This window comes from Sunxiuqinia elliptica, assembly GCF_900113005.1.
GTDB lineage: Bacteria > Bacteroidota > Bacteroidia > Bacteroidales > Prolixibacteraceae > Sunxiuqinia > Sunxiuqinia elliptica.
Genome location: NZ_FONW01000005.1, coordinates 140,983 through 159,388, shown reverse-complemented (window position 1 = coordinate 159,388; position 18,406 = coordinate 140,983). Strand labels below are relative to the sequence as shown.

Sequence of the window (18,406 nt, the reverse complement as noted above, 5' to 3'; positions counted from 1 at the left end):
TTTTCCATTTTTAGTTTGACAGAAAAGTGCTACTTTCGATCACAGAATTAATTAATACTAAAAATAAGAGATGGAAAATCAACCAATGAATCAAAGACCGCCAAAAACATGGTTGGTTGAATCAATTTTAGTAACCCTATTTTGTTGCCTTCCATTTGGAATTGCAGGGATTGTCAACGCAGCTAAAGTTGAATCCCGTTTTTATGCAAAAGACGTAGAAGGAGCCCAGCGAGCATCAAGTGAAGCTGGAAAGTGGACAAAAATAGGATTCTTTATCGGAATCGCAGGAATTGCCATTTATTTCATATTAATGATCTTGGGTGTTGCAGCTGGATTCTTGGCAAGCTAAAATAAAATGGATCGTCATTAGTTTACTATTAGGATTTATCGTTCTGAACTATTGGAGCTATAATCCCGAAACTACAAATCACTTTCCCTCCTGTCCTTTTAAATTAATAACTGGATATAAATGTGCTGGCTGTGGATCACAGCGAGCAATTCACCATTTATTACATTTAAATATAGGTCGATCTTTCAAATCGAATCCGCTTTTAATAATATCCCTTCCTTATATTTTAATGGGAATTTATCTTGATCTAAAAAAGAATCCTTCACCAAAGATTCTGCAATTTCGGAAATCACTTTATGGAACAACAGCAATTTTTCTAATCCTTACAATTATAATTGGATTCTGGATTATCAGGAATATCTGTGATCTATAATAAAAGAAGAGGGCTTCTAGTCTATTGAAAAGCCACCGAAATAATAACTAAAAAGGCATAGATGAAAGTAGCCATCAATACACCACGGGCAGCCAAATCATATTTTTTCTGAAAGAAAACCAAAAACAAGAGCAAGTTGGGCAAAACACAGAGCGACATCAGTTTTATAAGAATCTGGAAACGCCATAAGTTCTTCAGGTAATCTCCAAGACCAACCTCATTGTAACGCACCAGGTACATCAATACAAACATGATTAGCGGAAAAACGAGCCCCGGCCAAAAACCATATTTCAGGTGATTAATATGATTGGATGAACGCCCCATTAGAATTGCCAATCTCTCATTTGCATAAAAGTCTCTCTGCAAGTCATATCAACATTAACAGGCACCACGGATACCTTTTGATTATCCAAGGCATGCATGTCCGTACCTTCCACATCCGGTTCAAAATTCTTGAAATATCCGGCCAACCAATAGTACTCACGCTGATGAGGGTCAGTGCGTTTTTCCAGCTCCTCAACCCATTTTCCCGCAGCTTGCCGACATACTTCAATACCTTCGATATTACCTTTTGGAATATTCACATTTAAACAGACAAATGGAGGTAAACTTTTTTCAAAAACTGATTGAAACACTCTTGCAACCCACATTTTAGCTTTCGAAAAATCGGCATCAGGTGCATAATCGCACAACGAAAAGCCAATTGAAGGCACCCCATGCAAGCAGCCTTCAATCGCTGCTCCCATTGTTCCGGAATACACCACGCTAATGGAAGAGTTCGCACCATGATTAATGCCTGAGATTACAAAATCTGGCAAGCGTTCAACTAAATGATTAAAGCCAAGCTTCACACAATCAACCGGAGTTCCACTGCACTTATAAGCAATGTAACCTTCTTCTTCGTGTACCTTTGTCGCTCGAAGTGGCCTTTCCACTGAGATCGCGCTCGACATTCCAGACATAGCCATCTCCGGAGCCACAACAACAACATCGCCAAAAAGACGCATAACTTCGGCCACCTCTTTTAAACCTTTAGCTTCGATACCATCATCATTCGTGATAAAAATCAATGGGCGTTCTTTCATCTCCATAAAACTATTCATTTCGTCTGCATACTCTACCTTCCTGTTTCTCAGATAGAGAAGCATCGATGATTTTTTAATTCTTATCCGCTGTGAATTTGAAGAATAAAAACTCCTATTCATTTCACAACAGGACAACTTTTTGCGAACCACAAAGATAAGCTTCTCCTCTCGATTGACTAAAAAAAACGCTGCTATTTTATCCCCAATGGAACCTACTGATTGCGAGCCTCGTTAAACTAAAAATAAAAACTTATGAATATGGAAAACCTTAAAGATGCGATTGTTTGGGCTGAAATTCCTGTTTTAAACTTTGAACGGGCAAAAGCTTTTTATTCTTCAATTTTGAATTGTGAACTATACGAGCAAATGATGGGGTCACTTCGAATGGGATTCTTTCCGATGGATCCCGAATCAAAAGGTGTTGGCGGAGCCATTGTCCAGGGACATGGTTACACGCCTAGTGCATTAGGCACCAAAGTATACCTGAATGGAGGCAAAGACTTAACCAAAGTACTTAATCGAATAGAGCCTGCGAATGGTAAAATCATTCAACCCAAAACGAAAATAACTGATGAGATTGGCTACTTTGCAATTTTCGAAGACACGGAGGGAAATCATGTGTGCGTACACTCACCTGACTAAAAGAAAGCTTACAAGTAATAAACTAAACTTTTTGTTCTTTAAATCCTCTAAAAAAAGCACAAAAAACAAATAAAAAAAGGTGAATTAAAGCGCATTTTCTCCTATTTATGTAACTTTTTATTCATTTATGTTTCATTTTTCATAAACCGTAATATCAACAAAAAGCTATCCTTTTGTTGATATTCAAACAAAGACTATTGCTTTATAGCACACATTTCCTTTACAAGTTTACAAAAACATAATCAATAAAAATGAAAAACAAATATATAAAAATCAAATTGACATAAACAGTCATCAATACAGTCTAAAAAGATACTCACGAGTATGTTTTTTAACATTTTTGATAACTATCATTTAAAAACTTTTTAAAGTATTTTCGTTTAAGTATTTAGAAAAGAAAAACTTTTACTATTACGACTACTACTTGCTAAAATCCTCCAGCGCATTATTGCTTGTAACAGGAAAGCTATATGGTAACACGCAGGACAGAGGATACGGAGCGAATGGCGATCAGTGAACTAAGGCGCTATAAATTGCGAATGCAGATACTTCTTTTTTTATACAAAAAGCATCCGCAAACAGCATCTTCTTTAAGCAAAAAAACACATGTCAGTCTTCCCACAATTCGAGCTGTACTGGATGATCTAATCCACGAGAGAATCGTCTACATTCCAGGAGTTGGAGAATCGAAAGGAGGAAGACGACCTGCCCTATACAGCCACGCCTCAGATGCATTTCACATTCTTTCCATCGAGCTTGGACACCATAACGCAAAGGCAACTATATTTAACAGCCTCAACAAGACAATATCTTCGATATACGAATTTGACACAACAATTAATGATCCTGACTTTCCACTCCAAGCGGAAAAAGCACTAAAAACATTACTACAAGAATCTCACTTAAATCGCAACCAGATCATTGCTATCGGCGTCAGTATGCCTGGGTTAATCGATACCGATAACGGAATCAACAGAACCATCAAAAATCCAGCCCTACAGAATATAAAACACCGCCTGAGTCAACAATTTGATATTCCGATATACATTGAAAACGATGCTCGCATGCAAGCACTAGGAGAATTTGTCTTCGGGAAGGCACAGAAAACACAAAACACCTTGGTACTTAACTGGCACTGGGGACTCGGGCTTGGCGTTATTTTAAACGGCCAAATTTTTCAGGGAAGCAGCGGAAGTGCTGGCGAGTTCAGCCACATTCGAGTTTTGCCTGAAGGACAACTTTGCGAGTGCGGCAAACAAGGCTGCTTACAAACCATTGCCTCTGCCCAAACCCTACTCAATATGACTCGGGAGCAAATAAAAAAAGGAGCAGTATCACAACTTACTAAAAGATTTAAGAACGAGCCGACAAAACTGACCATTCAAAATATTATACAGTGTGCGAAGAATGGTGACGAACTCTCGATATCATTACTAAATGAACTAAGTAAAAAGCTGGCATGGGGACTTTCCATCCTCATCCAGCTATATAACCCCGAATTAATCGTACTCAACGGACCACTGGCAAAAGCCCAGCAATATGTTTTAGTACCAATACAGCAAACCCTTAATCAATACTGTTTGGAAAGTATTCTAAACAATGTCAAAATTGAGATTTCGGAAATGGGAGAACACTCAGGATTAAAGGGAGTTGCCGTCATGGTTTTTCAGAAGATATTCAGCGACAAGTCAGTTGGACCGTATTATCTCTCTTAAAATTTACCTAATATTTATCTTTTATTAATTATGTAAACTTAACTCTATGAATCGAAGAAAAAAATGGTTAGGGAAGTACTTACTCACACTCTTAGTACTTTTAGCTGGAACAGGCTTTATCGCCGCACAAACGGTAACAATTTCCGGAACTGTCACCAGCTCAGAAGATGGAGCTCCGCTCCCCGGAGTCTCTGTTGTTATTGAAGGAACGACTACTGGAACCATCACTAACCTGGATGGTTTTTACACACTCAATGTTCCTTCCGGATCAGAAGTTGCATTCTCTTTTATTGGTATGCAAACTCATCGAACAACAGTATCCAGTTCAGCAACCTACAACCTTGTCATGGATCCTGAAACTACCGGACTGGATGAAGTTGTCGTAACAGCCCTTGGTATCTCAAGGGAAAAGAAAGCCCTGGGATATGCAGTTACCGAAGTCGGAAGCGATGAAATTGCATTGGTCAAAGACCACAACGCCCTAAACTCTCTTGCCGGAAAAGTAGCAGGGGTTGTCATCACCCAAGGAACGGGTGGCCCGGGTAGTGGATCACGGGTTGTCATTCGCGGTAACAATTCTATCACCGGAAACAACCAGCCACTGATTGTTGTGGATGGTGTTCCAATTGACGATAGAGGATCCAACAGTGGCGGTAGTGTATATTCCAGTACCGTAACAGGCGGTGGTATCACCGACATCAATCCAGATGACATTGCATCGATATCTGTTTTGAAAGGCCCGAACGCAGCAGCACTATATGGATCACGTGCCGGTAATGGTGTATTGCTTATCACAACCAAAACAGGAAAAAAAGGGCAAGGACTCGGCGTTTCCATTAACTCAAACATCACCTTTGACAACCCAATGGAACTGCCCGACTACCAAAACGAATACGGTCAAGGAACTCAGGGAAACATCCCGGCAACTGTTGACGAGCTCAAACAGAGCGCTGGCTCTTGGGGCCCAAAAATGGACGGAAGCAGCCAACTTTACTACACCGGAGAAGAAAGGCCCTATGTAGCCCAATCCTCCAATGTGGAAGACTTCTTTAGAACAGCAGGCAAATACATCAATTCGGTAGCTCTTGATGGTGGAAGCAAAGACTTTAGCGTACGCTTCTCCTACACCAATAACTTCACCGAATCGGTATTACCTAATTCAAAACTCAATAGCCACAGTTTCAACCTACGTGGAACGGCCAACCTGACCGACAAATTTAAAGTCGATGCAAAAGCCACCTACTTTATACAGGACTTGACCAACAGAGTCTCACAGGGCTCTGAAGGCGTATTGGCCTATGTTCTAGGTATGCCGCGAAATGTGGATATTCGTGACTTAGAAACGTTCCAAAAACCAGAAGAATCGTTAAACTCAATCTCGTATAGCATTCTGGGAGCAAACCCATATTGGATTTTGCGCCATGACGAAAACACTAACAGGAGAGAGCGCTTCATTGGCTTCACCAAGGTATCCTATGATTTCACAGACTGGCTATCCGCTTTTATAAGAATTGGAACCGACGTAGCCAATGTGAAAGGGAATAGCATTAGCAAACCAGGACACCACTTCTACACATCTGGTAGGATGAATGTCAGCCAATCCAGATCAGCTGAAACCAATGCAGACTTCTTACTCATGTTCGACAAAGACATCACGCAAGATTTCAGCTTAGCCGCTCAAGCAGGAGGAAACCATTCCTACCGTATGTATGATGCGATGACTATTTTTGCGGAAGACTTTAAAATTCCAACAAGAGTATTCCTGAACAATGCAAGAACAATTCGCCCAACAAATACTCCTTTACAGGAAAAAGAAGTAAACTCGCTATATGCCTCAGCAAGTCTCTCCTACCAAGACTTTGTCTACTTGGATCTGACTGCAAGGAACGACTGGTCATCAGCACTATCCAAAGACAACAGATCATACTTTTATCCATCTGTTAGTTTTTCCATTTTGACTGATCATTTCTTCGATCCAGAGAACACAGTCTTCAACATCATGAAACTGAGAACCAGCTGGGCTCAGGTAGGTAACGACACTGGCGTTTATCAGCTTTACGACTACTTCAACATTGCCCAAGACGGCTATTTAGGAAGAACACAACTCTCCAGGCCATCTACTAAATTCAATCCTGACTTAAAACCAGAGAACATTACATCGTTTGAAGTAGGATTGGAAGCTAGCTTGCTGAGCAATCGTCTATACACCGACATCTCTTGGTACAACATCAAAACAGAGGATTTAATATACAATGTACCAGTACCGGCAGCTACTGGCTATTCTAACTTCAGAGAAAACATTGGAGAAATGGAGAATACCGGTATTGAGATTCTAGTTGGCGGTGTTCCTGTCCAGACAAGTAACTTCAAATGGGATGTATCGTTCAACTTCTCTAAAAATGAGAATAAACTTAAAGACTTAATCGAAGGCTTAGAGAGCCACGTATTAAATACAACCAATTCTGGAAACCTCAACATTCAAGCAACAGTAAACGGAGGCTTCCTGGATATCTGGGGGACAACTTGGCGACGCAACAGCAATGGAGACATCTGGCTAAATGATGAAGGAAAACCACGAGCATCTGCCGACAAAGAAAAGCTAGGAAATGCACAGCCCGACTGGATTGGTGGTCTCACCAACAGCCTCAGCTATAAGAACCTTTCCCTGCGTTTCTTAATCGACGCGCGCGTTGGAGGAGAAATCTACTCAGCAACCGAAGCAGCTCTGGATGGTAGTGGTGTAACTCCAAAAACATTGCAGTACAGAGAAGAAGGAATTGTTGTTGACGGTGTAATTGGTGATGAAGAAAGTGGATTCACCGCAAACACCATCAAAATTAGTGGACAAGATTATTGGAGTGCCTATTCAGGCATAGCCTCCAACTACGTATTCGACCAAACCAACGTAAGACTTCGGGAAATGGTATTATCCTACAAAGTTCCAAGATCTGTTTTCGATGGCACATTCATTCAAAGCGCCACGGTTGGATTAATTGGTCGAAACCTCTTCTTTATTTATAAAGACATTGATCATGTCGACCCGGAAGCAAGTTTGGGTACCGGTAACAATGGGCAGGGTATCTTATCATATAACCTACCCACCAACCGAAGTATTGGGGTCAATCTGAATATTAAATTTTAACCCAAAAAAATAATAGACAATGAAAGCAATATATAGATTACTGATTTTACTATTCATGGTTACCGTCATGAGCAACTGTACTTCGGATTTTGATGAAATGAATATCAAACCGGATGCATTTACCAAAGACGAAGTAAGCGCGAAATTCTTCCTTACCGGCCCTCAGGTTCGGCTGTATGCTCCAGACCGTTTCCCATACTGGAGGGCACACTTAATCCACGCTGACCGCTACGCAGGACATTTCTGCTTTGGCTTCAACGGAAGCTGGTGGTCTGATGCCTTAGGCTATGCCTACAATAGTGGTTACACAGATGCTTCTTGGGGATGGCTTGCTGGCTATCTCGGAAACCTTGACAACTACATGAAACTGGTGAAAACGGGAGGTGAATTTGAAAACCAGTACATGTATGCAATTGGACTGGTCATGAAAGGACTCTACTTCCAGATGTATACCGATGTTTTCGGAATGCTTCCCTACTCCGAAGCAGGAAACCCAGATATCACCCTCCCCAAATTCGATGAGCAAGCAGTCATCTACCAAGGAATAATAGCTGAATTGGACGAAGCCATGCAAATCATTGGCGATGAAACCAAGACCGGCTCCAACGTAGACGATGTTGGCGATAACGACCTCTATTTTGATGGCGACCTGCAAAAATGGAAGAAGCTAGCAAACACTTTAAAACTAAGAATGGGACTACGGGCTTACGGAGCCCCAGGTGCGGACTTTGCTCAATCTGCCATTACACAAGCTCTCGGAGCTCCTCTTTTGGAAGCTAGCGATGAGAACTGCCTATTACAAAAAGATGAAATCCAATCACAATGGAGCAGTGCTGCTTATGGCGATGTATGGTACAATTTCGGAACAGGCTCTGATTGGACTGTCGGAAAAACACTTATAGACAACCTTCGAAACAACAACGATCCTCGTTTAGAGAAATATGCAAAACCCGCAGCAGGTGGCACCAACGAATTTGTTGAGCCCGACGGACCAGAAGCTGCATTGTTCGACAAACGAGTTGACTATGTCCTTGCCGTTCTGGAAGAAGCAGGAGCAGAATACACACGCACAGATGGCGTCAATGACAAAGGTAAAAAAGTGGTAACAATTGAAATGGCCGAGAACTTTTATTACATCGGCCAACCAACTCGTCTGAATGGCGACACCTATCCATACTCTGCTTATGGATTCTGGTCAACTCCAGCTGAAATCGTAATTCAAAGAAAAGGTTCTGGTGACATGTTCCCTGAAATTGCAATGACTGCAGCGGAGGGCCACTTTCTACAAGCAGAAGCCATTGTTAAAGGTTTTGGAAGTGGAGATGCTCAAGCCCATTACCAAGAAGGAATTCGCCAAGCAATGCTGCTTTGGGATGTAAACAGCGGTGCAATTGAAACCTTCCTCGCAGAAGAAGATATGGCACAACTAAATGGTTCTACCGACGAAATGCTTGAGAAAATTGCCACCCAACGCTGGATCGTTTCCTACACCGATGGCTTTGAAGCTTGGGCAATTGTTCGCGACACAGGCTACCCCACAGAACTTGCTCAAGGAGTAAGCGACTTTGATATTTTCGCAGCAGGAGATATCAACGGCGACTACCCACAGCGCATGCGCTACGGTAATCAAGCCATTAACACTAATGGTGCCAATGTTAATATTGCAATCGGCATTCAAGGCCCCAACACACAAGACACCAAATTGTGGTGGGCCAAATAAGTTCAATAAATAAACTCTAGCTAACAAGAAGCCTTTCGGAAAAAATCTGAAAGGCTTTTTTTTACGACCATACTTATTATTTTAGTCTTCCTTCCAAGAAACTGCTTAAGTTTTATTGCTCATCAAAACGGCTTCTAAATATATTTTATCGATAAAATTTAAACAGTTTCTAATTCTTCATGCAAAAATCTTATTCTCTTTTTATATCTTAGCTCCTTTCTTTTTCCTAACCAACCTTCGTTATCAACCATTTCTAAACCTAAACATTCAACCCATGGTTCAATTAAAAAAAGAAGATACTGAAAAGATGGCAATTAGCGAACTTAAGCGCTACAAGCTACGCATGCAAATTCTTCTTAATCTCTATAAGAAACACCCCCAATCGGCCTCTGCTCTCAGCAAAAAAAATCATGTTAGCCTACCAACAGTTCGTTCCATTTTGGATGAATTAATCAACGAGGGAGTTGTACAAGTTGCAGGAATTGGAGACTCTCAAGGAGGAAGACGGCCAATCCTCTATTGCCATGCCGACAACGCCTATTGCATTATGGCAATTGAAATAGGCCACTACAAAGCAAAAGCAGTAATTCTCAACAGCTTAAACAAAGAACTTACCTCAATCATCGAATACACCACAGATATTGATGATCCCAACCTGGAAAACAAAACAAACGAAGTTTTTCAAACACTCCTCAAGGAAGCTGGCATCTCAAAAGAAAAAGTCATTGCAACAGGAATCAGCATGCCCGGCTTAATCGACAGTAAAAAAGGAGTGAACAGAACCATCAAAAATACCAATCAGCAAAACGTACAAAAACGATTAGTATCCGCACTTCAAATGCCCGTCATCATCGAGAACGACGCACGCATGCAAGCTCTGGGTGAATTTGTCTTTGGAAAAGCAAAAAAAACCAAAAATACACTTGTGATCAATTGGAGCTGGGGATTAGGACTCGGCATGATCCTGAACGGGCAAATTTACCATGGGTCAAGCGGAACTGCCGGGGAATTTAGCCACATCCGCATGATACCCAACGGCAAGCTATGCGAATGCGGCAAGCAAGGTTGCTTACAAACAATAGCCTCTGCCCGCCCCCTGATTGATATGGCCCAACAACAAATAAAAGAAGGAGCAATCTCCCAACTGACCAGCCTATTTGCAACAAAGCCAGAAGAAGTAACCGTGAGGGACATTATTAATTGCGCCAAAAAGGGAGACGAACTATCAATCTCCTTACTTAATGAAGTTTCCAAAAAGTTTGGCTGGGGACTATCAATCCTTATCCAACTTTACAATCCAGAGCTGATTGTTCTTAATGGTCCCTTGGCAGAAGCCCAACAGTATGTGTTGGTTCCAATCCAGCAAAGCATAAACCAATATTGCCTGGAAAACATTCAAAACAATGTCAAAATCGAAATCTCTGAGATTGGAGAACAATCTGGTCTGAAGGGGGTCGCAGTCATGGTATTTCATCGTATTTTTCGGGACAAATCCACAGATATCTCACTATAACTACCAAGAAAAACTTTTCGAATAAAGGGCTTCCCCTATCATAAAATAACTGGAAACGCTAGGTATTATCTCCTTCGTTATCAGAAAATACATATCTACATCACAACTAGCGCTCAACTCACCAACACAAAAACACCCTTTCGTTTTAGCTAAAGCCGCTTCTCCCCTCCTTCTCGTTACAAAAAAGTCAAAGAAAAGACCTCTCCTTCCTTATAGAACAAAAAATACAAAGTGTCTCTTAGTATTAAATTAATGCTAACAAATCATCACATATCTATGAAAAAACGCTTCCATAGTGCCTCTAAAGGATAATTCCTCCCACAACAACGAAATAAGACTTCAGCCAAACAGACAGTCTCCAGGAAAATAAAAAAACATTATTCTACAAAAGAGTTAAACCAAAAAGCAAAATGACTCTAAATCCATCTTAAATATATTTTTAAATTTAAATGTTAAAATACTTTAAAACTTTATTTGAATTCTATATTTTCGTTTTGAAATTTTTTAATAAAGTATTCGATCTTAAAATTTCAATTTATAAAACTAACACTAACAAGCCAGAGTATGGTTCTTCAAAAAAAGGAAAACACAGAAAGGATGACAATAAGTGAGCTTAAACACTATAAGCTCCGAATGCAAGTACTTCTTCATCTGTATAAGAACACTCTTCTTTCTGCATCTTCCCTAAGCAAAAAAACCCATGTTAGTCTACCTACAGTTCGCTCTGTCTTGGACGAATTAATACAAGAAGGCACCGTAAAAATAGTAGGAGTCGGGGCGTCTAAAGGAGGTCGACGCCCCATTTTATATGGGCACACTGAGCACGCCTACTACATCTTAGCCATAGAAATTGGGCACTACAAAGCAAAAGCATCAATATTCAATAGCCTCAATTCAGAGCTTTCTTCAACAATTGAATTCAAGACCAACATTGATGACACAGAGCTGGAAACAAAAACAGAAGAAACACTCAAAACGCTTATAAAAAAGACTGGCATTTCCAGAGAGAAGATAATTGCGACAGGAGTTAGCATGCCTGGAATAATTGACGTCAAATCTGGTATAAATAAAACCATCAAAAATTCACAAGACCAAAACATAAAAGCAAGATTATCCGCTCAATTAAAGATGCCAGTCATTATTGAAAATGACGCACGCATGCAAGCTTTGGGTGAATGCGTCTTTGGGAAAGCACAAAATACAAAAAACACATTGGTATTAAACTGGAATTGGGGACTTGGACTAGGAATCATCCTCAATGGTCAAATATATCATGGCTCGAACGGAAGTGCTGGAGAGTTCAGCCATATCCGAGTAGTCCCGAACGGCAAGCTCTGTGAATGTGGCAAGCAAGGCTGCCTACAAACAATAGCCTCTGCCCGAGCTCTAATTGAAATGGCTCAAGAACGATTAGCAGCAGGAGCAATCTCGCACCTAACTACTCTTGTTGCAAATGCGCCCTCACAGCTTACTGTTGATGCAATTATCACTTGTGCTAAAAAAGGAGATGAATTATCAATCTCGCTACTTAACGAGCTTAGCAAAAAATTAGGTTGGGGATTATCAACCCTCATTCAACTCTATAATCCTGAACTCATTGTCCTAAATGGCCCGCTTTCACAAGCTCAGCAATACGTGCTTTTCCCCATTCAACAAACGATCAATCAATATTGCCTGGAAAGCATTCAAAATAATGTCAGAATAGAAATATCAGAACTTGGGGAAAAGTCAGGCCTCAAAGGAGTCGCAGTTATGGTATTTCAACAAATATTCAGAGATAAATCATTAGACACAAACTCTATTTAATTATATAATTATTCTTTTATTAACTATGTAAAAAAAACATCTCTATGAATCGAAAATTAAAATGGTTAATGAAGAGCCTGTTTACACTAACAGTGCTTTTTATGGGAGTTGGTTTTGTAATTGCACAGGAAGTGAAAATTTCCGGTAATGTTACCAGCTCCGAAGATGGTGCACCCCTTCCAGGTGTATCTGTTGTTCAACAAGGAACAACAAATGGAACAGTGACCGATCTCGACGGGAACTATGTTGTAACAGTATCTCAAGGATCAGTCGTTGTTTTTTCTTTCATTGGTATGGAAACTCATGAAATCAATGCCGATGAATCAAAAACATACAACTTAAAAATGACCCCTGAAACAACAGGTCTGGACGAAGTTGTTGTTACTGCTCTTGGTATCAAACGGCAAACAAAAAAGATTGGCTATGCTTTCACTGAGGTAAAAGGTGAAGAAATTGCATCTGCCAACACTGTCGGAACAGTTCAGGCCCTGCAAGGAAAGTCTGCAGGTGTTAGTATTGGTGCTTCTGATGGTGGTCTTTTTGGTAATTCAAAAATCCAAATCCGCGGGGTATCAGTATTAAATTCGGACAACAACCAACCGATCTTTGTCGTAGATGGCGTAATTCTTGATAATGAAGTATCAAACGCCCATGCAGACTGGTCAAGCAACTCAAATGACTTTGGAAACCAATTAAAAAACCTGAACCCAGACGATTATGAATCCGTTTCTGTATTGAAGGGAGCAGCTGCTACAGCATTGTATGGTTCTCGTGGGATCAATGGTGCTGTGGTCATTAAAACAAAGGATGGCCAAGGCCAAAAGGGATTGGGCGTAAAAGTTTCTCAATCTGTAGGTATTGATCATGCCTTTGGTCAACCGGACTTCCAGTATGTTTATGCTCCTGGTGCAATGCCCGGGTATATTGATTATGGGAACAAAGATGCCAAAGGAAACTACTACCGTTTTGACCGCAATCAAGTCTATACTAATGGGGACGGCATTATAACAAAGCAAAATTTTGACTGGGAATGGATGGGCTATGGTCCAAAATTCGATGGACGTGATATCGTTGACTATGATGGAAGCACAACTAGCTACAGCCCGATCAAAGACCACATGCTAAAAGCCTATGAAACCGGATTTAACAGCAATACTTCTGTTGCGATAAGCGGAGGAAACGATAAAAGTACATTCTACCTATCTGATTCTTACAATCACAGAACAGGGGTTTTTCCTTCCAATGAATTCACTCGTAATTCATTGCGCTTTGCCGGAACTCATAAACTATCAGACTGGTTACAGGCTGAGGCATCAATCTCCTTTACGACCTCAAACCCTAAAAACCCACGAAATAACTTGGCTGAGAATTTCATTGGAGGCAATTGGGTAAACTGGTATGATGCTGAAAAATGGAACAAAAGAGAAGTTTACCAAGCGCCACATGGAGGTACTCCTCAGTCTGCTTATAGCGATGCAAACATATACGTCCCTGGCAACTCAACATGGTTTGCCTACAACATGGATGTAGATTCCCGCAAAGAGCAAGTAGTTAGACCAATCGTAAGCTTAACTGCCAATATTACCGATTGGCTGTCAATCAAAGCTGAAGGTAACATGAATGCCTATAACGTTTCTGCAGAGAAAAAAGAATTAGGTAGAGGCTATGCAAATGAAGGCGGCTACTACAAACTACATCACATAAAAGACGTAAGCCAAACAGGGAAACTGGTAGCCAGTATCAATCGCCAATTAACTGACGATATCTCCACAAACATCATGTTTGGTGGCGAAATGTGGAAGCAAGAAAAGTCCTATACAAAAGTTGAAACTGATGGAGGACTAATTGTTCCTGGAAGATTCTTCCTTGGCAACTCCAAAAAGACACTCAAATCTGAAGGTAAAATTGAAGGAACAAAGCAAATTAACTCGCTGTACTTCTTAGCAAACTTTGGATGGAGAGATCAACTCTTCCTGGACATTACGGGGCGTAACGACTGGTCTTCAGCCCTAGTTTACACAGACGGAACCGGTAACAACTCATACTTCTACCCTTCTGTTAGTTCATCTTGGTTGTTCAGCGAAACCTTAGATACCCCAAACTGGTTATCCTTCGGTAAGCTGCGCGTTTCTTGGGCACAAGTTGGTAATGACACTTCTCCTTACTATATCAACCCTGGATATAAAATAGGTAAATATGAATTAGCCTCAGGAGGCTTCGTTTATAACAATGCTAAAAGCACATTGTCTGTTGACCGTAATATCAAACCTGAAAAGAAAAACTCTTTTGAAGTTGGTGTTGACCTTCGTTTCTTCAGCAACCGTTTCGGGGTAGACTTTGCCTACTACAACGAAGTTATTAATAACCAAATTGGAGAAGTTCCAATTCCTGAAGAATCTGGAATCAAAAACTTATTGACCAACGTCGGAACCCTAGAAAACAAAGGGATTGAGCTGAAAGTAAATGTCACCCCAATCAAAACCACCAATTTTGAGTGGGTTTCAACATTCAATTACTGGAACAATACCACAACAGTAACTGATCTTCATGATGACTTTGGAGCTTACCGCGTACTCGGAGGAATCGTGAATGGAGGAAACTTTCGTGTAGGCTCCGTGGCTTTCGAAGGTGGTGAATATGGTGTACTAATGTCAGATATCCTTCCAAAGAAATATCAATCAGAAGATCCAAATGATCCTAGAAATGGAATGAATGTATTGGTCTGGAGTGATTCCAGAAGAGGTGCATTCTTTGAACGTAGCAATGAAGCCCAAAAAGTAGGTAAAATCACACCAGACTTTGAAGGCTCTTGGGATAACACGTTCCATTACAAAGGAGTTACTCTTTCGGTATTACTTGATGCTCGTTTTGGAGGCCATGTAGCTTCTTACGCAAACCGCTACGGAACTTCGTATGGTTGGCTAGAAACATCATTATACGGAAGAGATCCTGAATATGGTGGTGTTAGCTGGGAGTCTCAATACGATGACTCTAAAGGCCAAACATTTACTGATGGTATTATTCCTGATGGGGTTTTTGCAAAAGGACAAGAGATTACCAGTCCTAGCGGAGAAAAAGTAAACGTAGGCGGCATGACCTATCAAGAAGCATTTGATGCCGGTTATGTTGAACCAACACATGCAGGATTCTATCATTATTTCACAAACTCTTGGGGACAAGGTGTGATTAACGATTCTTGGTACGACGAATTGAACTACATCGCTTTAAGAAATATCTCAATTGGTTATAACTTGCCAAAATCTATTGCACAAAAAATTAAGGCACAAAACATCTATGTTGCTTTTAATGCCCGGAACTTAGGGTACTTGTATAATACGATGCCTAACAATATGAACCCGGAAAGCTTCAGGGGAACAACAAGTAGTGGAAGCTTCCTGCAACGTTCAATCGTCCCCAATACGGCAACATATACGATGACGTTATCTGTTGACTTTTAATTAACGTAAAAAATTGAGAATAATGAAAAAGACATTCAATATCATATTCGCATTGATTTTTCTGATGACTTGGGGCTGCGACAAAGAGAAATTTGCAGACCTAAACTCAAACCCATCAGACTTATCAGCACCAGAATTGAGATATTCCGTCACAAAAGCCGTTGAGCAAATGTACGGAAACGATTATACCAACTGGTTCTACTCCAACTTTCAATATATCTATCCATGGGCACAGGTAACTACAGTACAAGGAGGTAATGGTCCTGGCTTAGTTGAAATGGGAGACTTTGGCACACAAAATCCATACAAAGAGCTTTTTCCTCAAACGCAGGATATCCGTTATTCAGTTGAAGCAATGAGCGAAGAAAACAAGGCTCTTCACCAGGCCATGGTTGCAATTACTTATCCAATCCAGATTCAGCCTTCAATGACTATTACCGACCTCACTGGGTCAATGGTTTACTCTGAGGCTGGCTTAGCACCGTACACAAATCCGCCATTAATCACTCCTAAATTTGATGCCCAAGAAGAATTATTCAATACTTGGTTAAACGAATTGGACCTTGCGCTTGAGATCCTAACAACTGCAGAAAACCAGGTTGTTCTTGGAGATCAAGATGTAATCTATGGTGGTGACTACTCAAAATGGGCAAAATACTGTAACTTACTGAAACTAAAAATTGCAGTACGCCTTCAAGGAGTAAATCCAACAAAAGCAAACCAAATTGCAGAAGAAGTTGCGACTTCTCCTGCCGGTTACATGGATGACCTTACTGACGATTTTGTATACAATCGTGGTGTAAAATACCACGGAACAGGAAACGGTTTTTGGATTGGATATGCTAGCAAAAACCTAGTCGATTTCATGGTAGAAAATCAAGACCCACGCGTTCGTTTTATTTTCGAAAAGAATGGATTCAACGCAGAAGTTGTACAAGCATTCATTGATGCAGAGAAAGCGCTACCTCCATACGTAGAAGAATACGTTGAATACGATGCTGATGGCAATTTTGCAGGTTGGAAGGGTGCTGGAGAACCTTGGGTTCGCTACCACGGTGTTCCTTTAGCTCCCGATGCAACTCTCGATGCAGCCAACAACATTTATTTTGATCAAGGAAACTTGTACAAAATCAGCTTAGATGATAAAGAAAAGACTTATTCTGCAACTTCTCTTTTCTCTGAAAAACTGGTTCGGACAACATACGACTACACTTACCCAACAAAACCAGGTGGACGTGTAATCCAATTGAAAGACAACGATCCTCCATTGCATGTAATTTTGGGTAGTGCAGCTGAAACCAATTTGTATTTGGCCGAATTCAAGCTATTAGGAGCTAACCTTCCTAAGTCAGCTCAAGATTATTTTAACAGAGGAGTTGAACTCTCAATCCTTCGCGCTGATGCCTTGGCAGAAAACAACCAAATGCCATACTACAACACAGACCCTGTTTATCTTGATCCAACAAAAGCAGAAGAAGCATCAACTAAACTTAAGAATGGAGAGGTTGAACATTTATTGGAACAGCCAGCTTATGACCTGGGAGAAAATGGTCTTGAGAAAGTGTACATTCAACAGTACATCAACTTTGCCAATACACCAGGAGACATGTGGACACTTGTACGCCGTTCTGGTATTCCTAAAAAAGGAAGTGACCTTCTTCCATGGGATGAATTGTTATCATCAGGTAGCGAGCTAACCGTTCCTCGTCGTTTTACAATCAACACGCTGACCGAGGATGACAAAAACTTCGAGAACAAAAAGCAAGCAATGGAAGAGCAAGGCTTTACCACCGGTACGATCAATCCAGAGGTATTAAATAGCGAAAGATTGTGGTTCGATAAATCAAATCCGACATACGGAGCAGGACCACAATAAGAACAATTGATTATTTTTTTAAAGAGGCTGTCCCAAAAGGACAGCCTCTTTTTATTTCTTCAATAAATAACAACCTGATGGTAAAGTTTTTTACAACATCGAATTCTGAGGGAAAAACATAGAGGGAAAAATAGAAACAATTCTATTTTCTACATCTGTTGCCCTCTCTTTCCTACAGAGAATTACAACTTATCATATGCAGCGATAGTTCTAATTAATTTTGATTTTCTCTGAACCTCCCAAAAGCGGCTCCCAGTCTTTATTCTTATCGCCAACTCTGTTTTTTATAAAAGTTGACTTTCTTTCCTAATTTTCTTCAGATTTACTTACGAAAACATTTTTTAGTAGCTACAGCCTAAAAAACATAACATTAAGGCACAGCATTTTGAATATTTAATAGCTCTAATCTTAATTTTTTGCTAAAAAAACTTCACTACTGTGTAAAAAATGACCTTCAACCTTAGCTAAAAGCAAAAAAAAGTCTTTTCAGACTTAAAACTCCGAGAAAAATAAGTAAGCAAAAAAAACACAAAAAGAACACCCTTTGTCTTCAAGTCCACCCATCCCTATCAAAAAGATTGCAAAATGACAAAAACTTATATCTTTTTGTTTTAAATGTTAAATTGCTTTAAAATATTATTCCCTTTCCATATTTTCGTTTTGAAATTTTTTACAAAAGTTAATAGTCTTATTACACTATTTTAACAAAGACTCTAACTTTAAATAC

12 protein-coding genes are annotated in these 18,406 nt (G+C 40.3%); 10 read left to right on the top strand and 2 right to left on the bottom strand.

Annotated features, from left to right (window positions below; genetic code table 11):
• The first annotated feature begins 70 nt into the window (after positions 1 to 70).
• Positions 71 to 349 (top strand): CD225/dispanin family protein, encoded by a 279-nt coding sequence (locus BM156_RS11615; protein WP_093920041.1) that lies wholly within the window; start codon positions 71 to 73, stop codon positions 347 to 349.
• Positions 321 to 722: a DUF2752 domain-containing protein gene (locus BM156_RS20940; protein WP_212733499.1), complete on the top strand. Its 402-nt coding sequence runs from the start codon at positions 321 to 323 to the stop codon at positions 720 to 722. The genes BM156_RS11615 and BM156_RS20940 overlap by 29 nt, the downstream gene beginning before the upstream one ends.
• Positions 723 to 743: 21 nt before the next feature.
• Here the strand turns inward: BM156_RS20940 and BM156_RS11605 are convergent, their stop codons facing one another.
• Together BM156_RS11605 and surE are read right to left on the bottom strand one after the other, a co-directional pair.
• Positions 744 to 1,058, bottom strand: coding sequence for a hypothetical protein (locus BM156_RS11605; protein ID WP_139218269.1), 315 nt, complete (start codon positions 1,056 to 1,058; stop codon positions 744 to 746).
• Complete coding sequence (gene surE / locus BM156_RS11600; RefSeq protein ID WP_244525739.1) at positions 1,046 to 1,870, bottom strand: 5'/3'-nucleotidase SurE; 825 nt, start codon at positions 1,868 to 1,870, stop codon at positions 1,046 to 1,048. Before surE ends, BM156_RS11605 begins: the two co-directional genes overlap by 13 nt.
• A 195-nt stretch (positions 1,871 to 2,065) precedes the next feature.
• Between surE and BM156_RS11595 the strand changes: the two genes are divergently transcribed.
• The 8 genes from BM156_RS11595 (at position 2,066) to BM156_RS11560 (ending at position 17,679) form a co-directional block, all read left to right on the top strand.
• Positions 2,066 to 2,449, top strand: a complete 384-nt coding sequence (locus BM156_RS11595; RefSeq protein WP_212733498.1) for a VOC family protein — start codon at positions 2,066 to 2,068, stop codon at positions 2,447 to 2,449.
• 470 nt (positions 2,450 to 2,919) lie between these two features.
• Positions 2,920 to 4,164 (top strand): ROK family transcriptional regulator, encoded by a 1,245-nt coding sequence (locus BM156_RS11590; protein WP_093920037.1) that lies wholly within the window; start codon positions 2,920 to 2,922, stop codon positions 4,162 to 4,164.
• Positions 4,165 to 4,210: 46 nt separating this feature from the next.
• Complete coding sequence (locus tag BM156_RS11585) at positions 4,211 to 7,306, top strand: SusC/RagA family TonB-linked outer membrane protein (RefSeq protein ID WP_093920036.1); 3,096 nt, start codon at positions 4,211 to 4,213, stop codon at positions 7,304 to 7,306.
• Positions 7,307 to 7,325: 19 nt separating this feature from the next.
• Positions 7,326 to 9,026 (top strand): SusD/RagB family nutrient-binding outer membrane lipoprotein, encoded by a 1,701-nt coding sequence (locus BM156_RS11580; protein ID WP_093920035.1) that lies wholly within the window; start codon positions 7,326 to 7,328, stop codon positions 9,024 to 9,026.
• 274 nt (positions 9,027 to 9,300) lie between these two features.
• A complete protein-coding gene (locus tag BM156_RS11575) occupies positions 9,301 to 10,539 on the top strand; it encodes an ROK family transcriptional regulator (protein WP_139218268.1) in 1,239 nt (412 codons plus the stop codon).
• Positions 10,540 to 11,172: 633 nt separating this feature from the next.
• Positions 11,173 to 12,345 (top strand): ROK family protein, encoded by a 1,173-nt coding sequence (locus BM156_RS11570; protein ID WP_170846944.1) that lies wholly within the window; start codon positions 11,173 to 11,175, stop codon positions 12,343 to 12,345.
• A gap of 44 nt (positions 12,346 to 12,389) precedes the next feature.
• Positions 12,390 to 15,803 carry a SusC/RagA family TonB-linked outer membrane protein gene (locus BM156_RS11565; RefSeq protein WP_093920032.1) on the top strand — a complete coding sequence of 1,138 codons (3,414 nt, stop codon included), beginning with the start codon at positions 12,390 to 12,392 and terminating at the stop codon, positions 15,801 to 15,803.
• Between the two features lie 22 nt (positions 15,804 to 15,825).
• Positions 15,826 to 17,679: a SusD/RagB family nutrient-binding outer membrane lipoprotein gene (locus tag BM156_RS11560; protein WP_093920031.1), complete on the top strand. Its 1,854-nt coding sequence runs from the start codon at positions 15,826 to 15,828 to the stop codon at positions 17,677 to 17,679.
• Positions 17,680 to 18,406: the final 727 nt, after the last annotated feature.